The sequence below is a fragment of the Aquirufa nivalisilvae genome, assembly GCF_003143535.1.
In the GTDB taxonomy this organism is placed as follows: Bacteria; Bacteroidota; Bacteroidia; order Cytophagales; family Spirosomataceae; genus Aquirufa; species Aquirufa nivalisilvae.
This window is the reverse complement of sequence record NZ_CP029346.1, coordinates 2,038,816-2,057,288: the sequence shown is the minus strand read 5'-3', so window position 1 is coordinate 2,057,288 and position 18,473 is coordinate 2,038,816. Positions and strand designations below refer to the sequence as shown.

15 protein-coding genes are annotated in these 18,473 nt (G+C 38.0%); 8 read left to right on the top strand and 7 right to left on the bottom strand.

Annotated features, from left to right (window positions below):
- Nucleotides 1–13: 13 nt before the first annotated feature.
- From HME7025_RS09090 to HME7025_RS09080, 3 genes are read right to left on the bottom strand one after another with little or no spacing between them, the layout of a single operon-like run.
- Entirely contained in the window at nucleotides 14–574 is a 561-nt protein-coding gene (locus HME7025_RS09090) for a fasciclin domain-containing protein (protein WP_109323332.1), read from the bottom strand.
- Nucleotides 575–634: 60 nt separating this feature from the next.
- Complete coding sequence (gene nosZ / locus HME7025_RS09085; RefSeq protein ID WP_109323331.1) at nucleotides 635–2,614, bottom strand: Sec-dependent nitrous-oxide reductase; 1,980 nt, start codon at nucleotides 2,612–2,614, stop codon at nucleotides 635–637.
- Nucleotides 2,615–2,637: 23 nt separating this feature from the next.
- Nucleotides 2,638–3,117 carry a c-type cytochrome gene (locus tag HME7025_RS09080; RefSeq protein ID WP_109323330.1) on the bottom strand — a complete coding sequence of 160 codons (480 nt, stop codon included), beginning with the start codon at nucleotides 3,115–3,117 and terminating at the stop codon, nucleotides 2,638–2,640.
- 241 nt (nucleotides 3,118–3,358) lie between these two features.
- Between HME7025_RS09080 and HME7025_RS09075 the strand changes: the two genes are divergently transcribed.
- From HME7025_RS09075 to HME7025_RS09055, 5 genes are all read left to right on the top strand, one after another.
- On the top strand, nucleotides 3,359–3,958 hold the full coding sequence (locus HME7025_RS09075) for a Crp/Fnr family transcriptional regulator (protein WP_109323329.1): 600 nt from the start codon (nucleotides 3,359–3,361) through the stop codon (nucleotides 3,956–3,958).
- Nucleotides 3,959–3,967: 9 nt separating this feature from the next.
- Nucleotides 3,968–5,191 carry a hypothetical protein gene (locus tag HME7025_RS09070; protein WP_109323328.1) on the top strand — a complete coding sequence of 408 codons (1,224 nt, stop codon included), beginning with the start codon at nucleotides 3,968–3,970 and terminating at the stop codon, nucleotides 5,189–5,191.
- 48 nt (nucleotides 5,192–5,239) lie between these two features.
- On the top strand, nucleotides 5,240–5,617 hold the full coding sequence (locus tag HME7025_RS09065; protein ID WP_109323327.1) for a hypothetical protein: 378 nt from the start codon (nucleotides 5,240–5,242) through the stop codon (nucleotides 5,615–5,617).
- 63 nt (nucleotides 5,618–5,680) lie between these two features.
- On the top strand, nucleotides 5,681–8,053 hold the full coding sequence (locus HME7025_RS09060) for a TonB-dependent receptor (protein ID WP_109323326.1): 2,373 nt from the start codon (nucleotides 5,681–5,683) through the stop codon (nucleotides 8,051–8,053).
- Nucleotides 8,054–8,055: 2 nt separating this feature from the next.
- Nucleotides 8,056–9,210, top strand: coding sequence for a hypothetical protein (locus HME7025_RS09055; protein WP_109323325.1), 1,155 nt, complete (start codon nucleotides 8,056–8,058; stop codon nucleotides 9,208–9,210).
- A 74-nt stretch (nucleotides 9,211–9,284) separates the two neighbouring features.
- Here HME7025_RS09055 and HME7025_RS09050 read toward each other — a convergent pair whose 3' ends face one another.
- Nucleotides 9,285–11,852 (bottom strand): TonB-dependent receptor, encoded by a 2,568-nt coding sequence (locus HME7025_RS09050; protein WP_109323324.1) that lies wholly within the window; start codon nucleotides 11,850–11,852, stop codon nucleotides 9,285–9,287.
- Nucleotides 11,853–12,302: 450 nt separating this feature from the next.
- Here HME7025_RS09050 and HME7025_RS09045 point away from each other — a divergent pair, with 450 nt between their 5' ends.
- The 3 genes from HME7025_RS09045 to HME7025_RS09035 are packed head-to-tail and all read left to right on the top strand — an operon-like array spanning nucleotide 12,303 to nucleotide 15,385.
- The gene (locus HME7025_RS09045; RefSeq protein WP_109323323.1) at nucleotides 12,303–13,607 is read left to right on the top strand and encodes a sugar MFS transporter; all 1,305 of its coding nucleotides are present in this window, start codon (nucleotides 12,303–12,305) and stop codon (nucleotides 13,605–13,607) included.
- Between the two features lie 20 nt (nucleotides 13,608–13,627).
- Nucleotides 13,628–14,653 carry a Gfo/Idh/MocA family protein gene (locus tag HME7025_RS09040; RefSeq protein WP_109323322.1) on the top strand — a complete coding sequence of 342 codons (1,026 nt, stop codon included), beginning with the start codon at nucleotides 13,628–13,630 and terminating at the stop codon, nucleotides 14,651–14,653.
- Nucleotides 14,654–14,668: 15 nt separating this feature from the next.
- On the top strand, nucleotides 14,669–15,385 hold the full coding sequence (locus HME7025_RS09035; RefSeq protein WP_109323321.1) for a 3-keto-disaccharide hydrolase: 717 nt from the start codon (nucleotides 14,669–14,671) through the stop codon (nucleotides 15,383–15,385).
- Here the strand turns inward: HME7025_RS09035 and nagA are convergent.
- From nagA to HME7025_RS09020, 3 genes are read right to left on the bottom strand one after another with little or no spacing between them, the layout of a single operon-like run.
- Complete coding sequence (gene nagA, locus HME7025_RS09030; protein WP_109323320.1) at nucleotides 15,380–16,573, bottom strand: N-acetylglucosamine-6-phosphate deacetylase; 1,194 nt, start codon at nucleotides 16,571–16,573, stop codon at nucleotides 15,380–15,382. The genes HME7025_RS09035 and nagA overlap by 6 nt on opposite strands.
- Nucleotides 16,573–17,337: a glucosamine-6-phosphate deaminase gene (locus tag HME7025_RS09025; RefSeq protein WP_109323319.1), complete on the bottom strand. Its 765-nt coding sequence runs from the start codon at nucleotides 17,335–17,337 to the stop codon at nucleotides 16,573–16,575. The genes nagA and HME7025_RS09025 overlap by 1 nt, the downstream gene beginning before the upstream one ends.
- 11 nt (nucleotides 17,338–17,348) lie before the next feature.
- Nucleotides 17,349–18,470 carry an acyltransferase family protein gene (locus tag HME7025_RS09020; RefSeq protein ID WP_109323318.1) on the bottom strand — a complete coding sequence of 374 codons (1,122 nt, stop codon included), beginning with the start codon at nucleotides 18,468–18,470 and terminating at the stop codon, nucleotides 17,349–17,351.
- Between the last annotated feature and the right edge of the window lie 3 nt (nucleotides 18,471–18,473).

The window sequence follows — 18,473 nt, the reverse complement described above, 5'->3', positions numbered from 1 at the left end:
GGAGGCATTTAAACTATTTACTAGGAGGCAATAAAACACCATCAATAACATGGATGATGCCATTAGATGCTGGTACAGATGCAATGATGGTAGCAGAATTATTTAACATGATTTTACCATTTTTGATGCTCACAGTGACATTGTCACCATTGACCATTCCCAATACTTGTCCATCTTGAAGGTAATCTGCTTTTAGTGCTGATACGGTTACATGGTATTGAAGTATATTCTGTAAATCAGCTTTTTTCTCATCTGTCATCAAGGCAGCTAAGGTAGCTTTATCTACTTTATCAAAAGCTGCGTTGGTTGGAGCAAAGACAGTAAATGGCCCTGCATTGGATAGTGACGTTACCAAATCAGCTTGTTTCAGGGCAGCCACTAAAGTAGTATGATCTTTTGACCCTACTGCTACTTTGACTACATCTTGTTGGGAATCATCATCTTTGACGTTTTCTTGACCGCCAGCATTTGCAGCCGTTTCCGTTGTACTGGAAGAAGTATCTGCTTCCGTGCTAGAACAAGCTGCCGTGAACATGAACATAGCAGCCAATATAGTTATGGATAAAACTTTCATAATGTTCAAATTAACATGGATGAAAAGGAGAGTATAGAGAACCATACTCTCCTGTATTATTTAGTTTTTGGCTATCGGTTTGGTTTTCCCTAGGCTAAAGCTGATAGGAACACTACTGCCTTTGGGTGATACTCGGATGTAGCCCGACATTTCTTGGTGTAATGCACTACAAAAGTCTGTGCAGTACATTGGGAAGATACCCACTTTGTCAGGTTCCCACTTCATGGTTTGGGTTTCACCCGGCATAATCAATAGTTCTGCATTGGTGGCACCTTTGATCGCAAATCCATGAGGAACATCCCAATCTTGCTCTAGGTTAGTTACGTGGAAATACACCACATCACCCATTTTGATCCCTTCTATGTTATCTGGCGCAAAGTGAGAACGAATGGAAGTCATGTACACATGGACCACATTCCCTTCTCTAACTACCTTGGCTTGACCTTCTCCCTTGGTTACATACTTGTTCTCATTCTCATTAATCTTGTAAAACTTAATGGAACGGTCTTTGACTAAGTCAGCCGAAATAGCTTGCGCATAGTGCGGTTCACCGATGGTAGGGAAGTCGAGAATCATCTCCATCTTATCTCCACTGATGTCATACAGTTGCGCACTTTGAGTTAACTCTGGGCCAGTAGGCAAGTAGCGATCTTTGGTAATTTTATTATAAGCGATTAGGTATTTTGCATTCGGTTTTTTACTGTCTCCACCTGGGATACATAAGTGGCCTACAGAATAGTAAGTTGGTGCACGATCAAGTACTTTCAAATCTTTGATGTTCCATTTAACCACTTCACTAGATACAAAGAAGGTAGTATAAGCATTTCCTTTTCCGTCAAATTCAGTGTGCAATGGTCCAAGACCTGGTTTTTTCACTTCACCGTATAATGCTGCTTCGTATTTGATCACCGGAATGCCTTCAAAGCTACCGTCAAACTGTTTTCCTTCGATAGCCTTAATCATTTTGTCAAAGCTAAATACAGGAATTAATGCAGCTAATTTGCCTGAACCTACAATGTATTCGCCTGTTGGGTCTACGTCACATCCGTGAGGAGATTTAGGGCAAGGAATGAAATAGCAGATATCTTTTAATGCTTTAGCATCTAAAACCAAGACCTCTTTTTTCATTTCAGAAGTAGCAGTGTGCGTCTTTTCACTGTATTTATTATGCGCATATTTAGCAGCTATACGTTTTGCTTTTCCAGCTTTGATATATTCTTCAGCTTTTTTCCAATTGACTGCCATAATAAAGTCTTTGTCGCGCTGAGAAGCATTCACTTCTAATAAGGTATTCGCTTGTTCTGTATTGTAGCAGCTAAAGAAGAACCATCCATTGGATTTACCTTTTCCTGCATGACTAAGGTCAAAATTTACCCCTGGACATTCAATTTGGAAGGCCAAATCCATTTCCCCACTTTCCTTTTTCACTGATATAAAGCTGATATATCCTTTGAAGTTTTCTTTGTAGGTATTAATGGGGATATCGCCATTGGCATTATCTGGTGGAACAGAGAAACGTGTACCAGCTACTACATATTCGGTATTTTCTGTGATGAAAGGAGAGGAGTGATTACCAGCACTATTCGGGAGCTCAATGATTTCGGCTGTTTTAAAGCTCGCTAAATCTATACGTGCCACACGTGGAGTGTTATTGGCATTCCCGAAAATCCATCTTCCATCTACTTCTCCATTCGTTTGAGAGAGCTCAGTATGGTGAAGGTCATCCCAAGGGACAAATCCATGTGAAGTATTTAACATCGGTTTTGTTTCTTCACTATAGCCATAACCTTTCTCAGGATCAACTGAAAAAACAGGAATTACACGGAATAAACGACCACTTGGTAATCCATAGACACTCATTTGTCCAGAGAAACCTCCTGACACCAGATTATAAAATTCATCATATTTACCTGGGGCAACATAGGCTTTTTCCGCAGAACCTGAGGAAGAAGCGTTTCCTGCGTTTTTAGGTTTACAAGATTGAAATGTCAATCCTGTAATCATAAAGAGCGCTAGGATTTTGGTTAAATTAGTCTTCATGTGCTTAATTATTTGGTTGAAATTTATTTTACGCCGTCGTTTTGACGCATGAACTCATATAATGATTTAGCTTCATCATCACTTAAGTTTTGATTCGGCATTCTTACAAGGCATATTTCAAGCTGAGCTTGAGCAGCAGGGTCTTTGTTAATCATTTCATCGGTGTTGGTCATGAAATTCAAAATCCATGCAGGTGTATGACGACTAGTTACTCCTTTCCAACCTGGACCAACTAATTTTTCATCTGTTAATTTGTGACAGCTTCCGCATTTTACATCGGATGTTGCTTTTCCTTTTTCAGCTAAAGCTTTATCAAGGGTAGGGCTGACGACCACATCACTAAATTTTCCTGTTCCACGTTTTGGATCATAATCTGGGTTTCCACCTGTACTTTCAGAGGAGGCTGCTTGGGAACTTGATTCCGAGGAAGTACTGGATCCATCATTACTTCCACAGGACGTAAGCCAAAGGCTCAGGGCAAGCATCATTGTTACTGTTTTCATTGGATTAATTTTTTGTTGAGACAATGTTAGAGCCCAGATTTTTTGAACTTTATGCGTGCAATCATAAAGTATACGTTTTAGTCTATACGTATATAATATATGCATATTAAAATACTGAAAATCAGCGTATTGAATTGATTTTCAGTACATTTGGTTAAATCTGATTTTAATCATAAATTGATATGATTTAGCTCATATTTGAACTCATCAGAAAGCACTTGTTTCGTTAAAATTTTCCATCATGATAGACGAAAAATTATTAATTTCTTGGGGAGGTACTTACCGTACTTTAGAAAAAAATGAGATACTTTTTTCGGAAGGAACAGAATGTCTGTTTTATTATCAAGTAGCGGATGGTCAATTGAAATGGGTTAATATTTCGGATGATGGAAAGGAATACCTTCAAAGGTTGATTAATCCAGGCGAAAGTTTAGGAGAGATGCCATTGTTTGATGATGGACCTTTTGCTGCCTCTTCTTTTGCCATGGTAAAATCAACTGTGATTCGACTGCCCAAAGCGTCATTTCTTGCCATGTTAAGGGAGCATCCAGATATACATTTTGAAATTTCCAGGCGCTTATCCCAGCACCTTCGATTCAAGTTTTTTATGTTGAAAGAAGTGACTAGTAATGAGCCAGAAAAATTAGTAGTAGCTGTTTTAAACTATTTGAAGGAAACCCAACAATACGTTTCATTAGAAGATCATTTAGTGCATTTGACTCGTCAGCAAATTGCAGATTTAACAGGTTTGAGGGTTGAAACAGTGATTCGTGTTATCCGTAATTTGCATTTGGAAGGGAAGTTGAAAATCGAAAACCGAAAAGTTTTTTTGTTTGAATAAGAATAAGGCATGAAAGGTAAGGGAGCAAATTTTTGGTTGCAAGTAGCATTATTTAATTTGGCAGTAGTCGCTATTTTAGGAGTGTTGCTTCGCTATAAAATAGCCTTTTCTTTTCCTCTAATTCATCAAAAGCACCTTTTGCATGGACATTCTCATTTTGCATTTTCGGCATGGGTGGGTCAAATGATTATGACTTTGCTGGGATATACACTAAAAGAAAGAAACCTAGATCATGGACGATTTGAATTTACTTCGTTATTAGCTTGGAATACCATCGTGGCATTTTTGATGCTTTTCGCCTTTGTTTATCAAGGCTATGGTCCTATTTCCATCTTTTTTTCTACACTGAGCACAGCCATTAATTTTCTTTATTGTTTTCGAGTTTGGTCATTTTTGCATCAATCACCCAGCCATTCAACAGGGGATTATTACATCAAAGCCAGCATCATTTTTAATATTTTATCTTCTTTGGGAACCATCTTTTTGGCCTATTTGATGTCCAATAAAATCAATCATCCTGAGAAGTATTTAGCATCTGTTTACTACTATTTACACTTTCAATACAATGGTTATTTTATCTTTTCTTGCTTAGGTCTTTTTGCTTATTTTTTAGATCAAATAGGTGTCAATGTTGCTCATTCAAGACGTGTATTTTGGCTATTTGCGGGTAGTTTGGCGCCCGCCTATTTACTATCCATCATGTGGGCCAAATTGCCCTTGTTGGTGTATGTATTACTAGTCGGTGCAGCTTCCATTCAGTTTTTGGCTTGGTTTTATTGGCTATATCAAGTGTCAAAGGTGCGATCTCAAATAAAACAAGGCATCCCAGCTATAGTAAGCTTTTTATGGATCTTAGTTGCCTTAGCAGCAAGCTTAAAATTTATTCTTCAATTACTCTCCATTATCCCTAGTTTGAGTGAATATGCTTTTGGCTTCAGGCCAGTAGTAATTGCCTATTTACATTTAGTTTTATTGGGTGTGGTAAGTTTGTTTTTACTAGGTTTTGCTCTTTGGAAAGAATACATCCATTTTAATGGGATGTTAAAACTCGCTTTAGGAATATTTATTGGAGGTGTATTTTTCAATGAATTTATCCTGATGCTGCAAGGAATGAGCTTTTTGAATTTAGTTCAAATTCCATTTAGTAATGAAACCTTGTTTGGGATAGCTATTATGATGTTTCTAGGTGCATTAGGAATATTTTTGAGTCAAAGAGTGAAAAAATATAATTGATTATTAATCTGCTTATATAAGCTTAATCGCATAATTTTGCGAACCACCATGAAACGAATCATTGCCATCCTTTTATTGATTGCTATTCAATTGCCTCTAATGAGTCAATGGGCATCTGTGGCATACTATCAGGTGAATCGAAATTATATTGCTAAAAACCTTTGTGAAAATCGGGATAAGCCCAAGTTGAACTGTAATGGTCAATGTTATTTGGCCAAAAAATTAAAGGCTGCAGAAGATAAAGAGCAAAAAACGAATTCAGAGCGTTTAGAAAAAATGCCGGAAATTCAATTGGCTTGTGAGCAAATGGCAAGTCTGGCTTTTCAAATAACATTTTCTGATTTTTCCGAAGATCATTTTTCACATGCTGAGATGGCAGCTCAGTCCTCCATTCTTTTGCCTTTTCATCCTCCACAGTGTAGCTAATTTCTTGGTCTTTTGGCTCGATATCTTCTATCAAGCCTATTTTCTCATGTAAATTAGTTTAAAATGAAAGCTATTATTATAGCGTTGTTTTGCTTGCTATCAATCGCAAGTAATGCGCAACAACGCACTTATAAATTACTAAATTCCATTACCCAAGAGCCCATCATTGGCGCATCCTTAATCCAATCTAATAAAATCATCGCTTTAAGTAATGAACGGGGCGAGTTCTTAGTAAACTCTCTACAACCTACGGATGAATATGTAATCTCCTCCTTAGGTTTTCAAACCTTAACATTGAAAGGGACTGATTTCAATTCCATCATTCAACTGGATGAGGCCTCCTTGGATTTGGCTACAGTGGTGGTAACTGCTTCTCGACAAGCTGCTGTTAGAACGGAAACTCCGGTGGCCATTCATAAAATTAGTGCTACTTTGTTGCAGGATACAAAAGCCATTCAGCTAACGGAAATCATCAATAAAGTGCCAGGTGTGGTCATGTTGAATTATAACAATGAGCAACATGCCATGGGGATTCGTCAGCCATTCGGGACATCTCCTTATTTTTTGTACATGGAAGATGGTTTACCATTGCGTCCATTAGGCGTTTTTAATCATAATGCACTTATTGAAACCAATATTCAAGGTTTAAATTCAGTGGAAGTCATTAAAGGACCAGCCTCCTCCTTATATGGACCTGAGGCAGTGGGTGGTGCAATTAATCTAATAAGTAAAATGGCCCCTGGGACTCCTACAGCATCCATTGGCTTTCAAGCTGATGAGTGGGGGTATGCTAGGAGCCAATTTACGGCAGGTGGCCAATTGAGTAAAAAATGGTCATTGATGACGGGTGGCTATATAGCCCGACAAAAAAATGCTTGGGCTTCCAATTCTGATTTTGATAAATCATCCATCAATGTCCGTTTGGATTATCAAATAACCCCGAACACAAAATTATGGTCTTCATTTGCCTATAATGATTACTTTTCGCAAACAGGAGGTAATATAGATAGTATCGGGTTTTATTCAAGAACCTATAAAAGTCCAGCTGATTTTACCTACAGAAGTTCTTTTTCTTCTCGTTCTAGAATCACCTTAGAACATAAAGGGGCCAATCATTCATTTTCAAGTTTGACGGCCTTTTATCGGGAAAATTCTTTGGGACAAAACCCTGCATATAGTATTGCTTGGACTGCCCCATCAACCACGGCTTCTGGACAAATCAATTCAAATGATTTTACCAGTTTGGGTATCATGGGGCAACATAGTCGGCAATTCACTTGGCTTAATGCTAAATTGATTACTGGCTTTTTGTTGGATCGTTCTCCTAACACATATTGGGCTTATCGAATTAATTTGAATGCGACACTTCGTCCAGATAAAAAATCGGTTGAGAAATATGAAATAGCCTTCATACTACCAAATTCCTATTTAGCCAATTACCAAGCTGTAATTTGGAATAAGGCTGTTTATGCTCAATGGGATTTGCATCCTATTGAACAGTTACGCATTTCTTTAGGTGGGCGATTTGACGATATGTCATTTGATTATTCAAATTATATCGATCAAAGTACGGGAACTAAGACCTATGCTCAATTTTCGCCTAAGATAGGTATGACTTATGAAGCTAGTCAAGCAGTTGGATTTTATGCCAATTATTCCAAAGGATTTTCCCCTCCAGCATTATCTGCCGTATTTAGAGCGCGTCCTGCTGCTCAAGCAATTGCTACAGGAGAAAAGTTTTATTTAAGTATTGATCCAGCCGTTTTTGATAATTACGAAGTTGGTGGATGGGCTTCCTTATTTCAATCCAAAGTATTTCTAGACTATTCTATTTATCGAATGAATGGCCAAAACGAATTATTAGGTATTCGTCAGCCAGATAATTCGACCGACTACCAAAGTGCAGGAAAAACCTTGCATGAAGGTATTGAATATGCCATTTCTTATCGACCTGACAATCAATGGAATTTTCGATTTGGTGGCACCAATGCCCGACATATGTTCGTGGATTTTGTCTTAAGTCAAAAAGCGAGTGATGCTTTAAAAAATGTCAATAATAAAGAAATGCCTCAGGCACCTCATTTTGTTGCTAATGTGGAGATTACTTACAAACCCAATTGGGTTAAAGGAGCCCGGTTAGCTTTAGAATGGCAAAGAATTAGCTCTTGGTATCAAAATCAAGTGAATACAGTTTCCTATGCCGAACCGGGATTTGGAGGACTTCCTGGAGTCTCTGTATTGAATTTACGGCTAGGATATCAGTGGAAAGCTTACCAAGTTTTCATGAATGTGATGAATCTGAGTAATGAATTATACGCTAATTCCGCCAGTAGAGGAAATAATGCTACTGATAAAAGTACCTTCACGCCTGCTGCACCTAGAACCATCAATGTTGGATTGCAAGTGGATGTTTTTCAATTGTTTAAATCGAAATAATCATGAAATATTCTTTCCTTTTACCCTTAGTTTTGTTGACCTATTTGAGTGTAGGTCAACAAATCTCCAATCCGAAGCATGTTGCTCAAGATCCGTCATTTACACGTAAGCAAGACGGAAGCTTAGTACTTTCTTGGGTAGAGAAGCAAGGAGATACCGTTATGTTTTTTCGAAAAATTTGGGATAAAACACGTCAGTCTTGGTCTAGCAATGAACTTATTCCTATACATCCAGAGGCTTCTACTCATGCTGAAGGAATGCCCAAGCTATCTTATAAAGCGGATGGTACTTGCATTTTAATGTTTGAACTAAATAAGCCTAGTGAGAAATCTCGATTTAGTGGAGACTTGTATTATGCCATGGAGAAGCAAGGTCAATGGAGCAAAGCCCAAACAATACACCGAGATACTACGGCAGGTTTGAGTCATTCTTTTGGTAAAATATTTCCTTTAGCTAATGGAGAAGTGGGGGCACTTTGGCTGGACGTGAAATTGGGGCCCAAAGGAAGAACATTGGTATATGCTGCGACTTCCCTAGGTCAGGGATTTGGTGAAATGCGGGTTTTGGATAAACAAACCTGTGAATGTTGTCGCATCGATGCATTGGCAGATAATCAGGGTAACATTGATTTGATTTATCGAGATTTAAATGATCTAGGAGAAAGAGATATGGCTTATATCCATTCCAATGATTTTGGAAAGACATTTACTCCACCTGTAACATGGATGGCGGATCATTGGCAAGTCAATGCTTGTCCACATGCTGGCCCAAGCCTAGTAAGAGGGCCACATGGTTTAGAAGCCACTTGGTATACGGGAGCTAGTAGTGGTTCTGGAATTAAGTGGGCTTATCAAGATAAAAAAGAATTGATTTTGCATTTGAAAGGAGATAAATATCGACAAGCTCAACTAGCCTCTAATGCACATGGTGAAGTCGCCTTGGTATATGCTCAAATCAAACAAGAGGGTGAGCGATATTTTAAGCAAATAGGTATGTATGTAAAAGACCAGCAAGGGAAACTACGCCACCAATGGATATCTGATTCGATAGCAGATTGTTCTTATCCTGTTATTCACTGGAATGGAAAAAAATGGTTAGTTGCTTATGAATCTTGGATAGGAGAGGAGCGGGTGATTGAAGTGAGAGAAGTCAAGTAATCGGAATGAATGTAAATAAAAAGCCCCAGCATTTGCCGGGGCTTTCTTTTTGTTTTGGTTTGTTGAATTGATTGTTAATAAGTAAAGCGGAGCGTTACGCCATAAGTAGCTGGATCTCCCAATACAGCGGCATAGTGACCTGCACTACCTGCAGCTGGTAATAATTGCTCAAAGTAATCACGATCTAAGATGTTTCTACCCCATAGTAAAACCGAGAATCCATTAGATGCGCGGAATCCAATTCTTCCATTGACAAGGTTATATCCTGCAATATTTAAGTATTGAGAAGGAGAGGCACTAGAGGAGAAAGTAGAACGAGCATAGGTATCTAGGCCGATGAAATAGTTACCTTTTAACGATAAGAATTTACCTGAATTGATATATTCCCCACTCAATGAACCAGCCCATTTGGAGATACCTGGTAATTCTCCACCCGATACATCTTTGAATGCTGATGTTCCACCAGTTTCCTCTAAAGGTACAGGAGCATTTTTGAATGATACATAAATACCATCTGTATAAGAAAGAGCACCAGTAAATGAGAAGTGACTATTTAAACGAATACTACCATCAACTTCAATTCCTTGTACTCGAACTTTTTCTGCATTAGCCAAATAACCTCTGTTAACACCTACCTCAGCAGTTTGAACTTGAGTTTGGTAATCTTTGATATCAGTGTTGTATAAGGTAACATTTAAAGTCGATTGAGCACTTGGTTTGGTTTTTAATCCTACTTCATAATGAGTAACATATTCTGGATTAACTCTAGCTAAATCTAAAAGAACGGCTCCATTGGCGGTAGGTAATCCTCCCAAGTTAACTCCAACAGGTTTATAGCTATTAGCAAATGTTCCAAATAAGTTAAATGTTTTGCTAGGTTTGTAGGCCAAAGTAATTTGACCAGAAACGTTGTTTTCATTCACGCTGAAATTGAAAGCTTGATTGGTATATAGGCCATTTTTCAAAGCAATTAAGGCAGGATCGGTAGTCTGTAAGCCACCATAGGTCTCACGTTTATAATCCACATCTTTTTTATCGTAGTTGAAACGAACACCTGGCAATACATGTAATTTATCTGATATCTTCCAATCAACTTGACTAAATACGGCAGCACCAAAAGTATGTAGTCTTGATGTAGTTTTAGTTCCGAAACCATCAAATAAGCCTGGCGTTTTCCAAAGAGCTGAAGTTGAACTTTGTGCAAATCGCCATTGTGCAGAACCAGATTCTTCGGTTTGTACAGGATCCGAAGTGAGGATTTGATCAATTAAGAATACACCAAAAACACCGCTTAATCTTTCTGAGAACTGTCCAGCATAACGAATTTCTTGTGTCCATTGGTCATGTCTTGAATTTCCTTGCGACTTAGTCAATACTGGCAATCCGATGAAATCACGGTCATTGGAAGGATCCCATATCCAATAACGCCAAGCCGAAGTAGAAGTTAAAGTTCCTTTACCAATTTTGGCATCAACATTAATGGAAGCACCACCAAAATCATTGTTTACTCTCCAAGGAGAATCTGCATCAGTAATACGGTCAAATGGATTTGTTGTAGGTAATTTATACCCTAGATCAGCAATGATTGCATTGAATTGACGGTAGGCAGCACGTTTAGTGGGAACCACTCCAGCTACTACTGTTGCATTTCCATCTGGTCTTTGTCTGGCATTATCTCCTGCGAAAGTGATATTGACATTTTCAGAAGGAGTATATAGTAATTGTGCTCTAAATCCTAGGTTGTTTAGTGTATTGGTCGGTTTTAACGTTGTCGTATTGAAAATAGTACCATCTCTTTGAGTTCCAGAAAAGGAAACTCTAGCCGCTAATTTTTTACTAATTGGACCTGTTACGGATGTTTTAACTTGGATGTAGTTTAAGTTACCGTAACTAGCTTCAAATGTAGCACCAGGAGTAAAGCTTGGTGTTCTAGTCGTGATGTTAAAAGCCCCGGCTGTGGTGTTTTTTCCAAAAAGCGTTCCTTGGGGTCCACGCAATACTTCAATGCGGTCTACATCCACAAAGTCAATGGCTGTAGCTGCTGGTCGAGCATAATATACACCATCTACATAAAAGCCTACTCCTGGATCAATTCCATCATTGGTTAGTCCAAACGATGATCCCAAACCACGGATGTTCAAGGTCGTATTTCGACCATTGGATGAGTACAATTGTACAGATGGAATTAATTCCTTTAAACGATTTGGGTTAAAAGCCCCAGCATCTTCTGCCACAGCTCCGCGTATTACGGAAATTGGAATTGGAATATCTTGAATGGATTCTTGACGTCTTCTAGAAGTTACAACCACATCAGTCAACTCGTTTGTACTTTCTTCAATGGCTATTTCTACTTTATTGCTATTGATGATGACTTCTTTCTTTTGGTATCCAACGTATGATACTACCAAGGTAAAGGGTAATTTTTGTGCAGTAATTAAAGAAAACTCTCCATTGGCATCTGTCGACGCTCCGTTGGTAATTCCTTTAATGTACACGGAGGCACCAATAATGAACTCATTTGTTTTGGCATCAATTACTTTGCCTGTTATTTTGGCATTGATGGTAGGTTTATCTTGGGCGGAGGCTAGGAGTGGTAATACCAATGCCGTTAGTAAAATGAATAATTTAGAAATTTGTTTCATGGGATGTTAGAGATGGGTTACGGTTATTTTATTTGTAATTAAATCTATGTATTTAGTAGACTATTTGGATTAAAAAAATCTCAGAGGTGAGTCTGAGCCTTACTTGTTTAAAATCTGAATGCAAAGTAAATAGATAATCCTATTTAGTATATCATTTTAGTATAGTATTTGATAAAGTTCTTTGTATTTTTTAGTAAAAAATTAAAATAGTTCAATATTTACCCATGGAAAAGTGTTAAAATCAAGGAATTTGACACTTTTTTTAAGGGAAAAAATGAATTGAAATTTATTTAATTCCCAATAAATTTTATGGAACTATTAAAATGTCAGGTTTACTCAGGTTTGTTTTTCATTGGAATTCATTTAAATTAGGACTAATAAAAACCTATTTAAATCTACGATTGTATTCTTTTCAAAATAGAAAATGGTGCAATCTTCATCCTTCATTATATGAATAAAGCGGTTTCCGTTTCTGCTTTGAGTAGGAGAGATACCCAAGTGTCCATCCTGATCATTGGATTTATGTTTTTTATCTTTGGTTTTGTATCCTGGGTAAATGCCATCTTGATTCCATATTTTAAGATTGGTTGTGAATTGAGCAATTTTCAAGCCTATTTTGTCACTTTTGCCTTCTACATTTCTTATTTTGTCATGTCGGTTCCTGCCTCCTATCTTTTGAAAAAGGTTGGCTTTAAACGGGGAATGATGTTGGGGTTTTGGCTTATGTCCTTGGGGGCATTCATCTTTTTACCTGCTTCCATGACCCGTACATATCCTATATTTTTAATAGGTCTATTTACCCTAGGCGCAGGATTAGCCATATTGCAAACTGCCGCTAATCCTTATATCACGGTATTAGGGCCGCAAGAGAGCGCTGCACAGCGTATATCCATCATGGGGATATTCAACAAAGGTGCTGGTGTATTAGCTCCTTTAGTATTTGCTGCTGTGGTCTTAAAAGCGACGGACAGTGATTTATTTAAAAACTTAGCATCCATGACGGGCGAAGCCCGAAATGCAGCCTTGGATGAGTTGGTTGGACGAGTGACTATACCCTATGCTATTGTTGGTTCTGTCTTATTTTTATTGGGTTTATTAGTGCGTTATTCGCCTTTACCAGAAATTGATACAGATTCGGAGTCAGAGGAGCAAGCTTTATCTAATTCAGGAAAGACCAGTATTTTTCAATTTCCACATTTAATTTTAGGGGCTGTTGCTATTTTTTTACATGTTGGAACTCAGGTAATTGCTATTGATACCATCATTGGATATGCAGGCTCTATGAACATAGCTTTGTTAGAAGCTAAGGTATTTCCTTCTTATACTTTATTAGCCACCATTGCAGGTTATATCTTGGGAATCATATTCATTCCTAGATTTATTTCTCAGGTGAATGCCTTCCGAATCTGCACACTTTTGGGTAGCTTATTTACTTTAGGGATTATTTTTGGACATGGAGATGTTCTATTTCTAGGCCATCAAGTAGATATTTCCATTTGTTTTGTGGTCTTATTGGGACTTTCCAATTCGTTGATTTGGGCGGGTATTTGGCCTTTGGCTTTGGATGGGTTGGGTAAATTTACCAAACTGGGTGCATCTATTCTGATTATGGGTTTATGCGGGAACGCCATCATGCCTTTGTTTTATGGATATTTAGCCGATATCTATGATTTGAGATCAGCTTATTGGGTGTTATTCCCTTGTTATTTATACCTCGTTTTTTACTCAGTTTACGGCCATAAAATCAGAAGATAAAATTTCTGAATCACCTATTTATGAAAAATTATACAAACTCTCGAAGACAATTTTTACAACATAGTACTTTGGCGGGATTGGCTTTTGCCAGTTCAAATCCATGGAACAGCATTCCTTTTACCTCAATGATAAATAAAGCTGAAGCTGGGAAACGCATTGGAATCATTGGATTAGATACTTCTCATGTTACTGCTTTTACTAAAGCTTTAAATGCTCCAGATGCTAGTCAATATGCTGGATATAAGGTTGTTGCGGCTTATCCTAGGGGGAGTAAAGATATAATTTCAAGTACTGAAAGAATTCCTGCATATACCACTGAAGTACAAAAATATGGAGTGGAAATTGTGAATTCCATTCAAGAATTATTGAAAAAAGTGGATGTAGTCATGTTGGAAACCAATGATGGACGATTGCATTTGGAACAAGCTTTAGAAGTTTTTAAAGCTGGGAAAAGGATGTTCATTGATAAACCCATTGCAGCTTCTTTGAAAGATGCTGAGGCCATATTTGCTGCATCAGAAAAATATAAAGTACCTATATTTTCAGCGTCTTCCTTACGTTTTTCCCCAAGCGCACAAGAGATTAGAGCAGGAAAAGTAGGAAGAGTGATTGGGGCTGATGCCTATAGTCCCATGAAAATAGAGAAGACCCATCCCGATTTGTTCTGGTATGGAATTCATGGAGTTGAGACCTTATTTACCATGATGGGCACAGGTTGTCAATCTGTTAATCGATATATCAACGATGAACAGGAAGTGGTAGTAGGAGTTTGGAAAGATGGCCGTATTGGTACTTTTAGAGGATTGAAAAATGGAAAACAAGAATATGGTGGCACAGCTTTTGGTGCCAATTCTGTTGCACATTTAGGCCCATATGGCGGCTATGATCCTCTATTGATTAAGATTATCGAATTTTTTGAAACAGGAAACCCTCCCGTTTCAAAAGAAGAAACCTTAGAAATATTTGCTTTTATGGAAGCAGCCGATGCTAGTAAAAACCAGCAGGGTGCTAAGGTCAATTTAGCCGATATGTATTCAAAAAAATAAACCTCTTATTAAACGATGAAAATAGTATTTAGTTTGTTGATTATTAGTGCTTTATGTTCGTGTTCGCGAGATAATGTGTTGACTAAAAGTGAAAAATCAGCTGGATTTACGTTGATGTTTGATGGTAAAAGTACCCAAGGTTGGCGCGGGGCATTCATGAATGAATTTCCTAAGAAAGGTTGGGTGATTCGAGATGGAGCCTTGTTGGGGGAATTGAGCAATGGAGGTGAAGCAGCCGATGGTGGTGATATTGTTAGTTTGAAAAAATACAAAAACTTTGATCTTCAATTTGATTGGAAGTTAGGTAAGTTGGGTAATTCAGGAGTTAAGTATTTGGTGGAAGAAAAAATGCCCAAAGCAACAGGTGGTTCGCAACCGGGTTATGAGTATCAGTTGATTGATGATGCGGATTTCATTTATAACGACAAGCACTTACCAGCAGAAATTAAAACAGGATCATTGTATCAAATAGCGGCTGCCCAAAAACCAGACGTGAACATTGCTGTTTGGCATACTTCTAGAATCGTTTTTAATAATGATCAGATAGAACACTATTTAGATGGAAAATTGATTGTATCGATCAACCGAAAATCCAAAGCATTTTTGGATGGTTTCCAACAAAGCAAGTTCAAGTCATTTCCCAATTACCCAACTATACAAGAAGGGCATATCTTATTGCAAGATCACGGACATAACGTAGCCTTTAAAAATATAAAGATTAAGGAATTATAAGTTATATACGATTCGGCCATTGACCATGGTCATTTGGATGTTGATATCCTGATCAAATATGAGGATATCAGCATCTTTACCTATAGTCAAACTCCCTTTTTGATGGTCTATCTTCATGATTCTGGCAGGTACAGCTGAAATCATTTGAATAATTTCTAATAAAGGAGCATCCGTCTTTTGGAGCATCGTTCTCACCAATCGATCGGCCGTAGCAATACTTCCTGCAAATGCACTTCTGTCTGGTAATTTAGCTACACCATCTTCGACTATCACAGCTAATCCTTTATCCTTATGCCCTAAAATAGAATTTCCTGGAGGAAGGCCTGCAGCCCTCATGGCATCCGTAATCAATGCAGTTTTTTTAGCGCCTTTGATTTTATATACAAGCTTCAAAAGAGGGGATGGTAGATGTACTCCATCAGCAATGATTTCCACATCCATATCATCAATCAAATAACCAGCTTCTACTGCTCCCGCAAATCGAAAAGCATTTTTTCTAGTGACACCTGACATGGCAGAATAAAAATGAGTTGCTAAACGATAGCCATGAGCAAAAGCTTTTTCAACCTCCTCATAAATGGCATCTGTATGCGCTAGGGCAACTAAAACACCTTTGGAATTAACATAATCACCAAATTCAATAGCACCGGGTAATTCAGGAGCAGCCGACCAGCGTTTGATACAATCGTAATTTTCTAGTATGAATTGGTATTCTTCTGGATCGGGATTTCGGATATATTTTGGGTCTTGAGCTCCTCGCTGACTTATGGCAAAATATGGGCCTTCCAAATGCATTCCAATAAAACTGGCACCTTCGGTATTGATTTTATTGGCTTTTTGATAAGCATCTAAAGTTAAAATCAAATCTTCCTTCTCACTAGTTAAGGTCGTAGGAAGCATTGCCGTAGTACCATATCGAGCATGTGTTTTGGCAATTTCCAAAAAAGCCTCCACGGTACCATCCATGAAATCATGGCCACCACCTCCATGGATGTGGATGTCGATAAAGCCTGGTGAGATGTAATGTCCTTTTGCATCTATGGCGATCGCATCTGGATAATCAATATCTCCAGCTTTTACTTCCACAATTTTCCCGTTTTCAATCAATACTGTTCCATTAGGTATAATTTCATTCGGTAAAATGACGGCACCATGATGGATTTTATATCGGGATTGATTCGAGTTCATTAGGCGTTAAAGGCTTGTTTTCTGAACGAAGGTGAAAGTAATTCTGCCGAATGTTGATCTAAAAACATCGAACAATCAGCATGTTTCTGGAGTATACTGGCAGGAAACCAAGGACTTACTTCGTTTTCCAAGCAATTTTTAACGGCCTCCGCTTTTCTGAAATCAGGAACAGAACAAATGATTTTTTTCGAGGCCATGATGTGCTGAATCGACATACTAATGGCTTGTTGGGGTACATCTTCCAAGCTAGGAAACCAACCTTCACCCATTTGTTGCTTGCGACAAGCCTCGTCCAATTGTACTACGATATAAGGATTTTTTGTTTCAAAATTGGCGGGTGGATCATTGAATGCCAAATGTCCATTTTCACCAATTCCAACTAAAGCTACGTCAATGGGGTGTTGGCGTATAATCTCATTTAATCGGTGGCATTCAGCCTGTGCATCTTGCTCACCATTAATTAGATTGACAGCTTGTAAAGTGGGAACCAATTGTATGAATCGTTCTGTTAAATATTTTCTAAAACTGGCTGGATGAGTGATCGTTAAGCCAATGTATTCATCTAAATGAAATAAGACTACTTTGCTCCAGTCAATATCTTTTTCTTGAATTAATTGATTTAAGGTTTCGAACTGACTCGTACCTGTAGCTAAAATGATATTCGCTTGACCTTTGGATTGTATGGCCTGTTTGATGTGTTCAGCAGCTAAACTGCCAGAAGCTTGTCCTAGATTTTTAGGATCAGAAAAAATATGTAGTTTCAATGTTATAGGCTTTAGACGCGTAAAAAGACCTTTTTGTCATAAAGGAATCTTAAAAATACCCATTTAATTAGGATCACACAAACCACGGAGAGGCAAACTGAATAGCTTTCTCCGAAAATTTGAAATAACCAAGTAAATAGGGCATTGTTGGTATAATCCCAATCGATAAAATGACCTGATAAATAGATAAGAATGGAGTTCATTCCAATAACTTGAAAGAAAAAGGCCCATTTTTGATAACCTTTCACATCCATGATATAATAGAAGAGAGCTAGTAAAAGTAAGCTTAAACCGGTGGTTTGCATCACGAAAGAACTGGACCACATGTTTTTATTAATGGGAAAATCGAGATTCCAGATTTGGGCAATGATGAGGGACGCAATTCCTGCATAGACCATCCATTTGACTTTTTCTAGGCCATTATATTGCTGTTTTTTGAGAAAAATACCAGTCAATATACCTGCTAATGCTGTGCTGATTGCAGGGATATTATTGAAAAAGCCTACTGTATCATGGATTCCTCGGGATAATCTCCCAGGCAAAATACTGCGATCAACATAAGAGGCAAAATTCCCAGGTTCACTAAGGTCACCCATGGGAAAACCAGGCGCTGAAGTGAATTTGAGAATGAGCCAATAGCCAATAAGTAAACTAGCAAACCAGATGATTTGAGCTCTCTCTTTAGTGTATAAATATATGATATTGGCTAGCATATAGGCTATGCCGATTCTTCCTAACACACTTGAAAAGCGGATTTCAGCAATGGGTTTTAATTCTAAACCCTCATTGTATATAATGCCTAAAATGACCAAGGTTAATCCTCTTTGAACGACTTTCTTTACTAACTCAGCTTTACTTTTGCCTTGTTCTAAGGAGCGGCCAATGGAAAATGGAGTAGAAACACCAGCTAAAAATAAAAACAAGGGGAATATCAAATCATAGATCCGAAATCCATCCCATTTCACATGTTTAAATTGATGAGCTAATCCTTGCCAAAATGGAGATTGGCTCTGCTCCGCAATTTTGTGGAGGAGTTCATCAGCCCCCATAATCCAAAACATATCAAAGCCCCGCAAAGCATCCAATGAATGTAAGCGCTGGCTGATAAACTGATTATTATCTGGATTATTCATCCG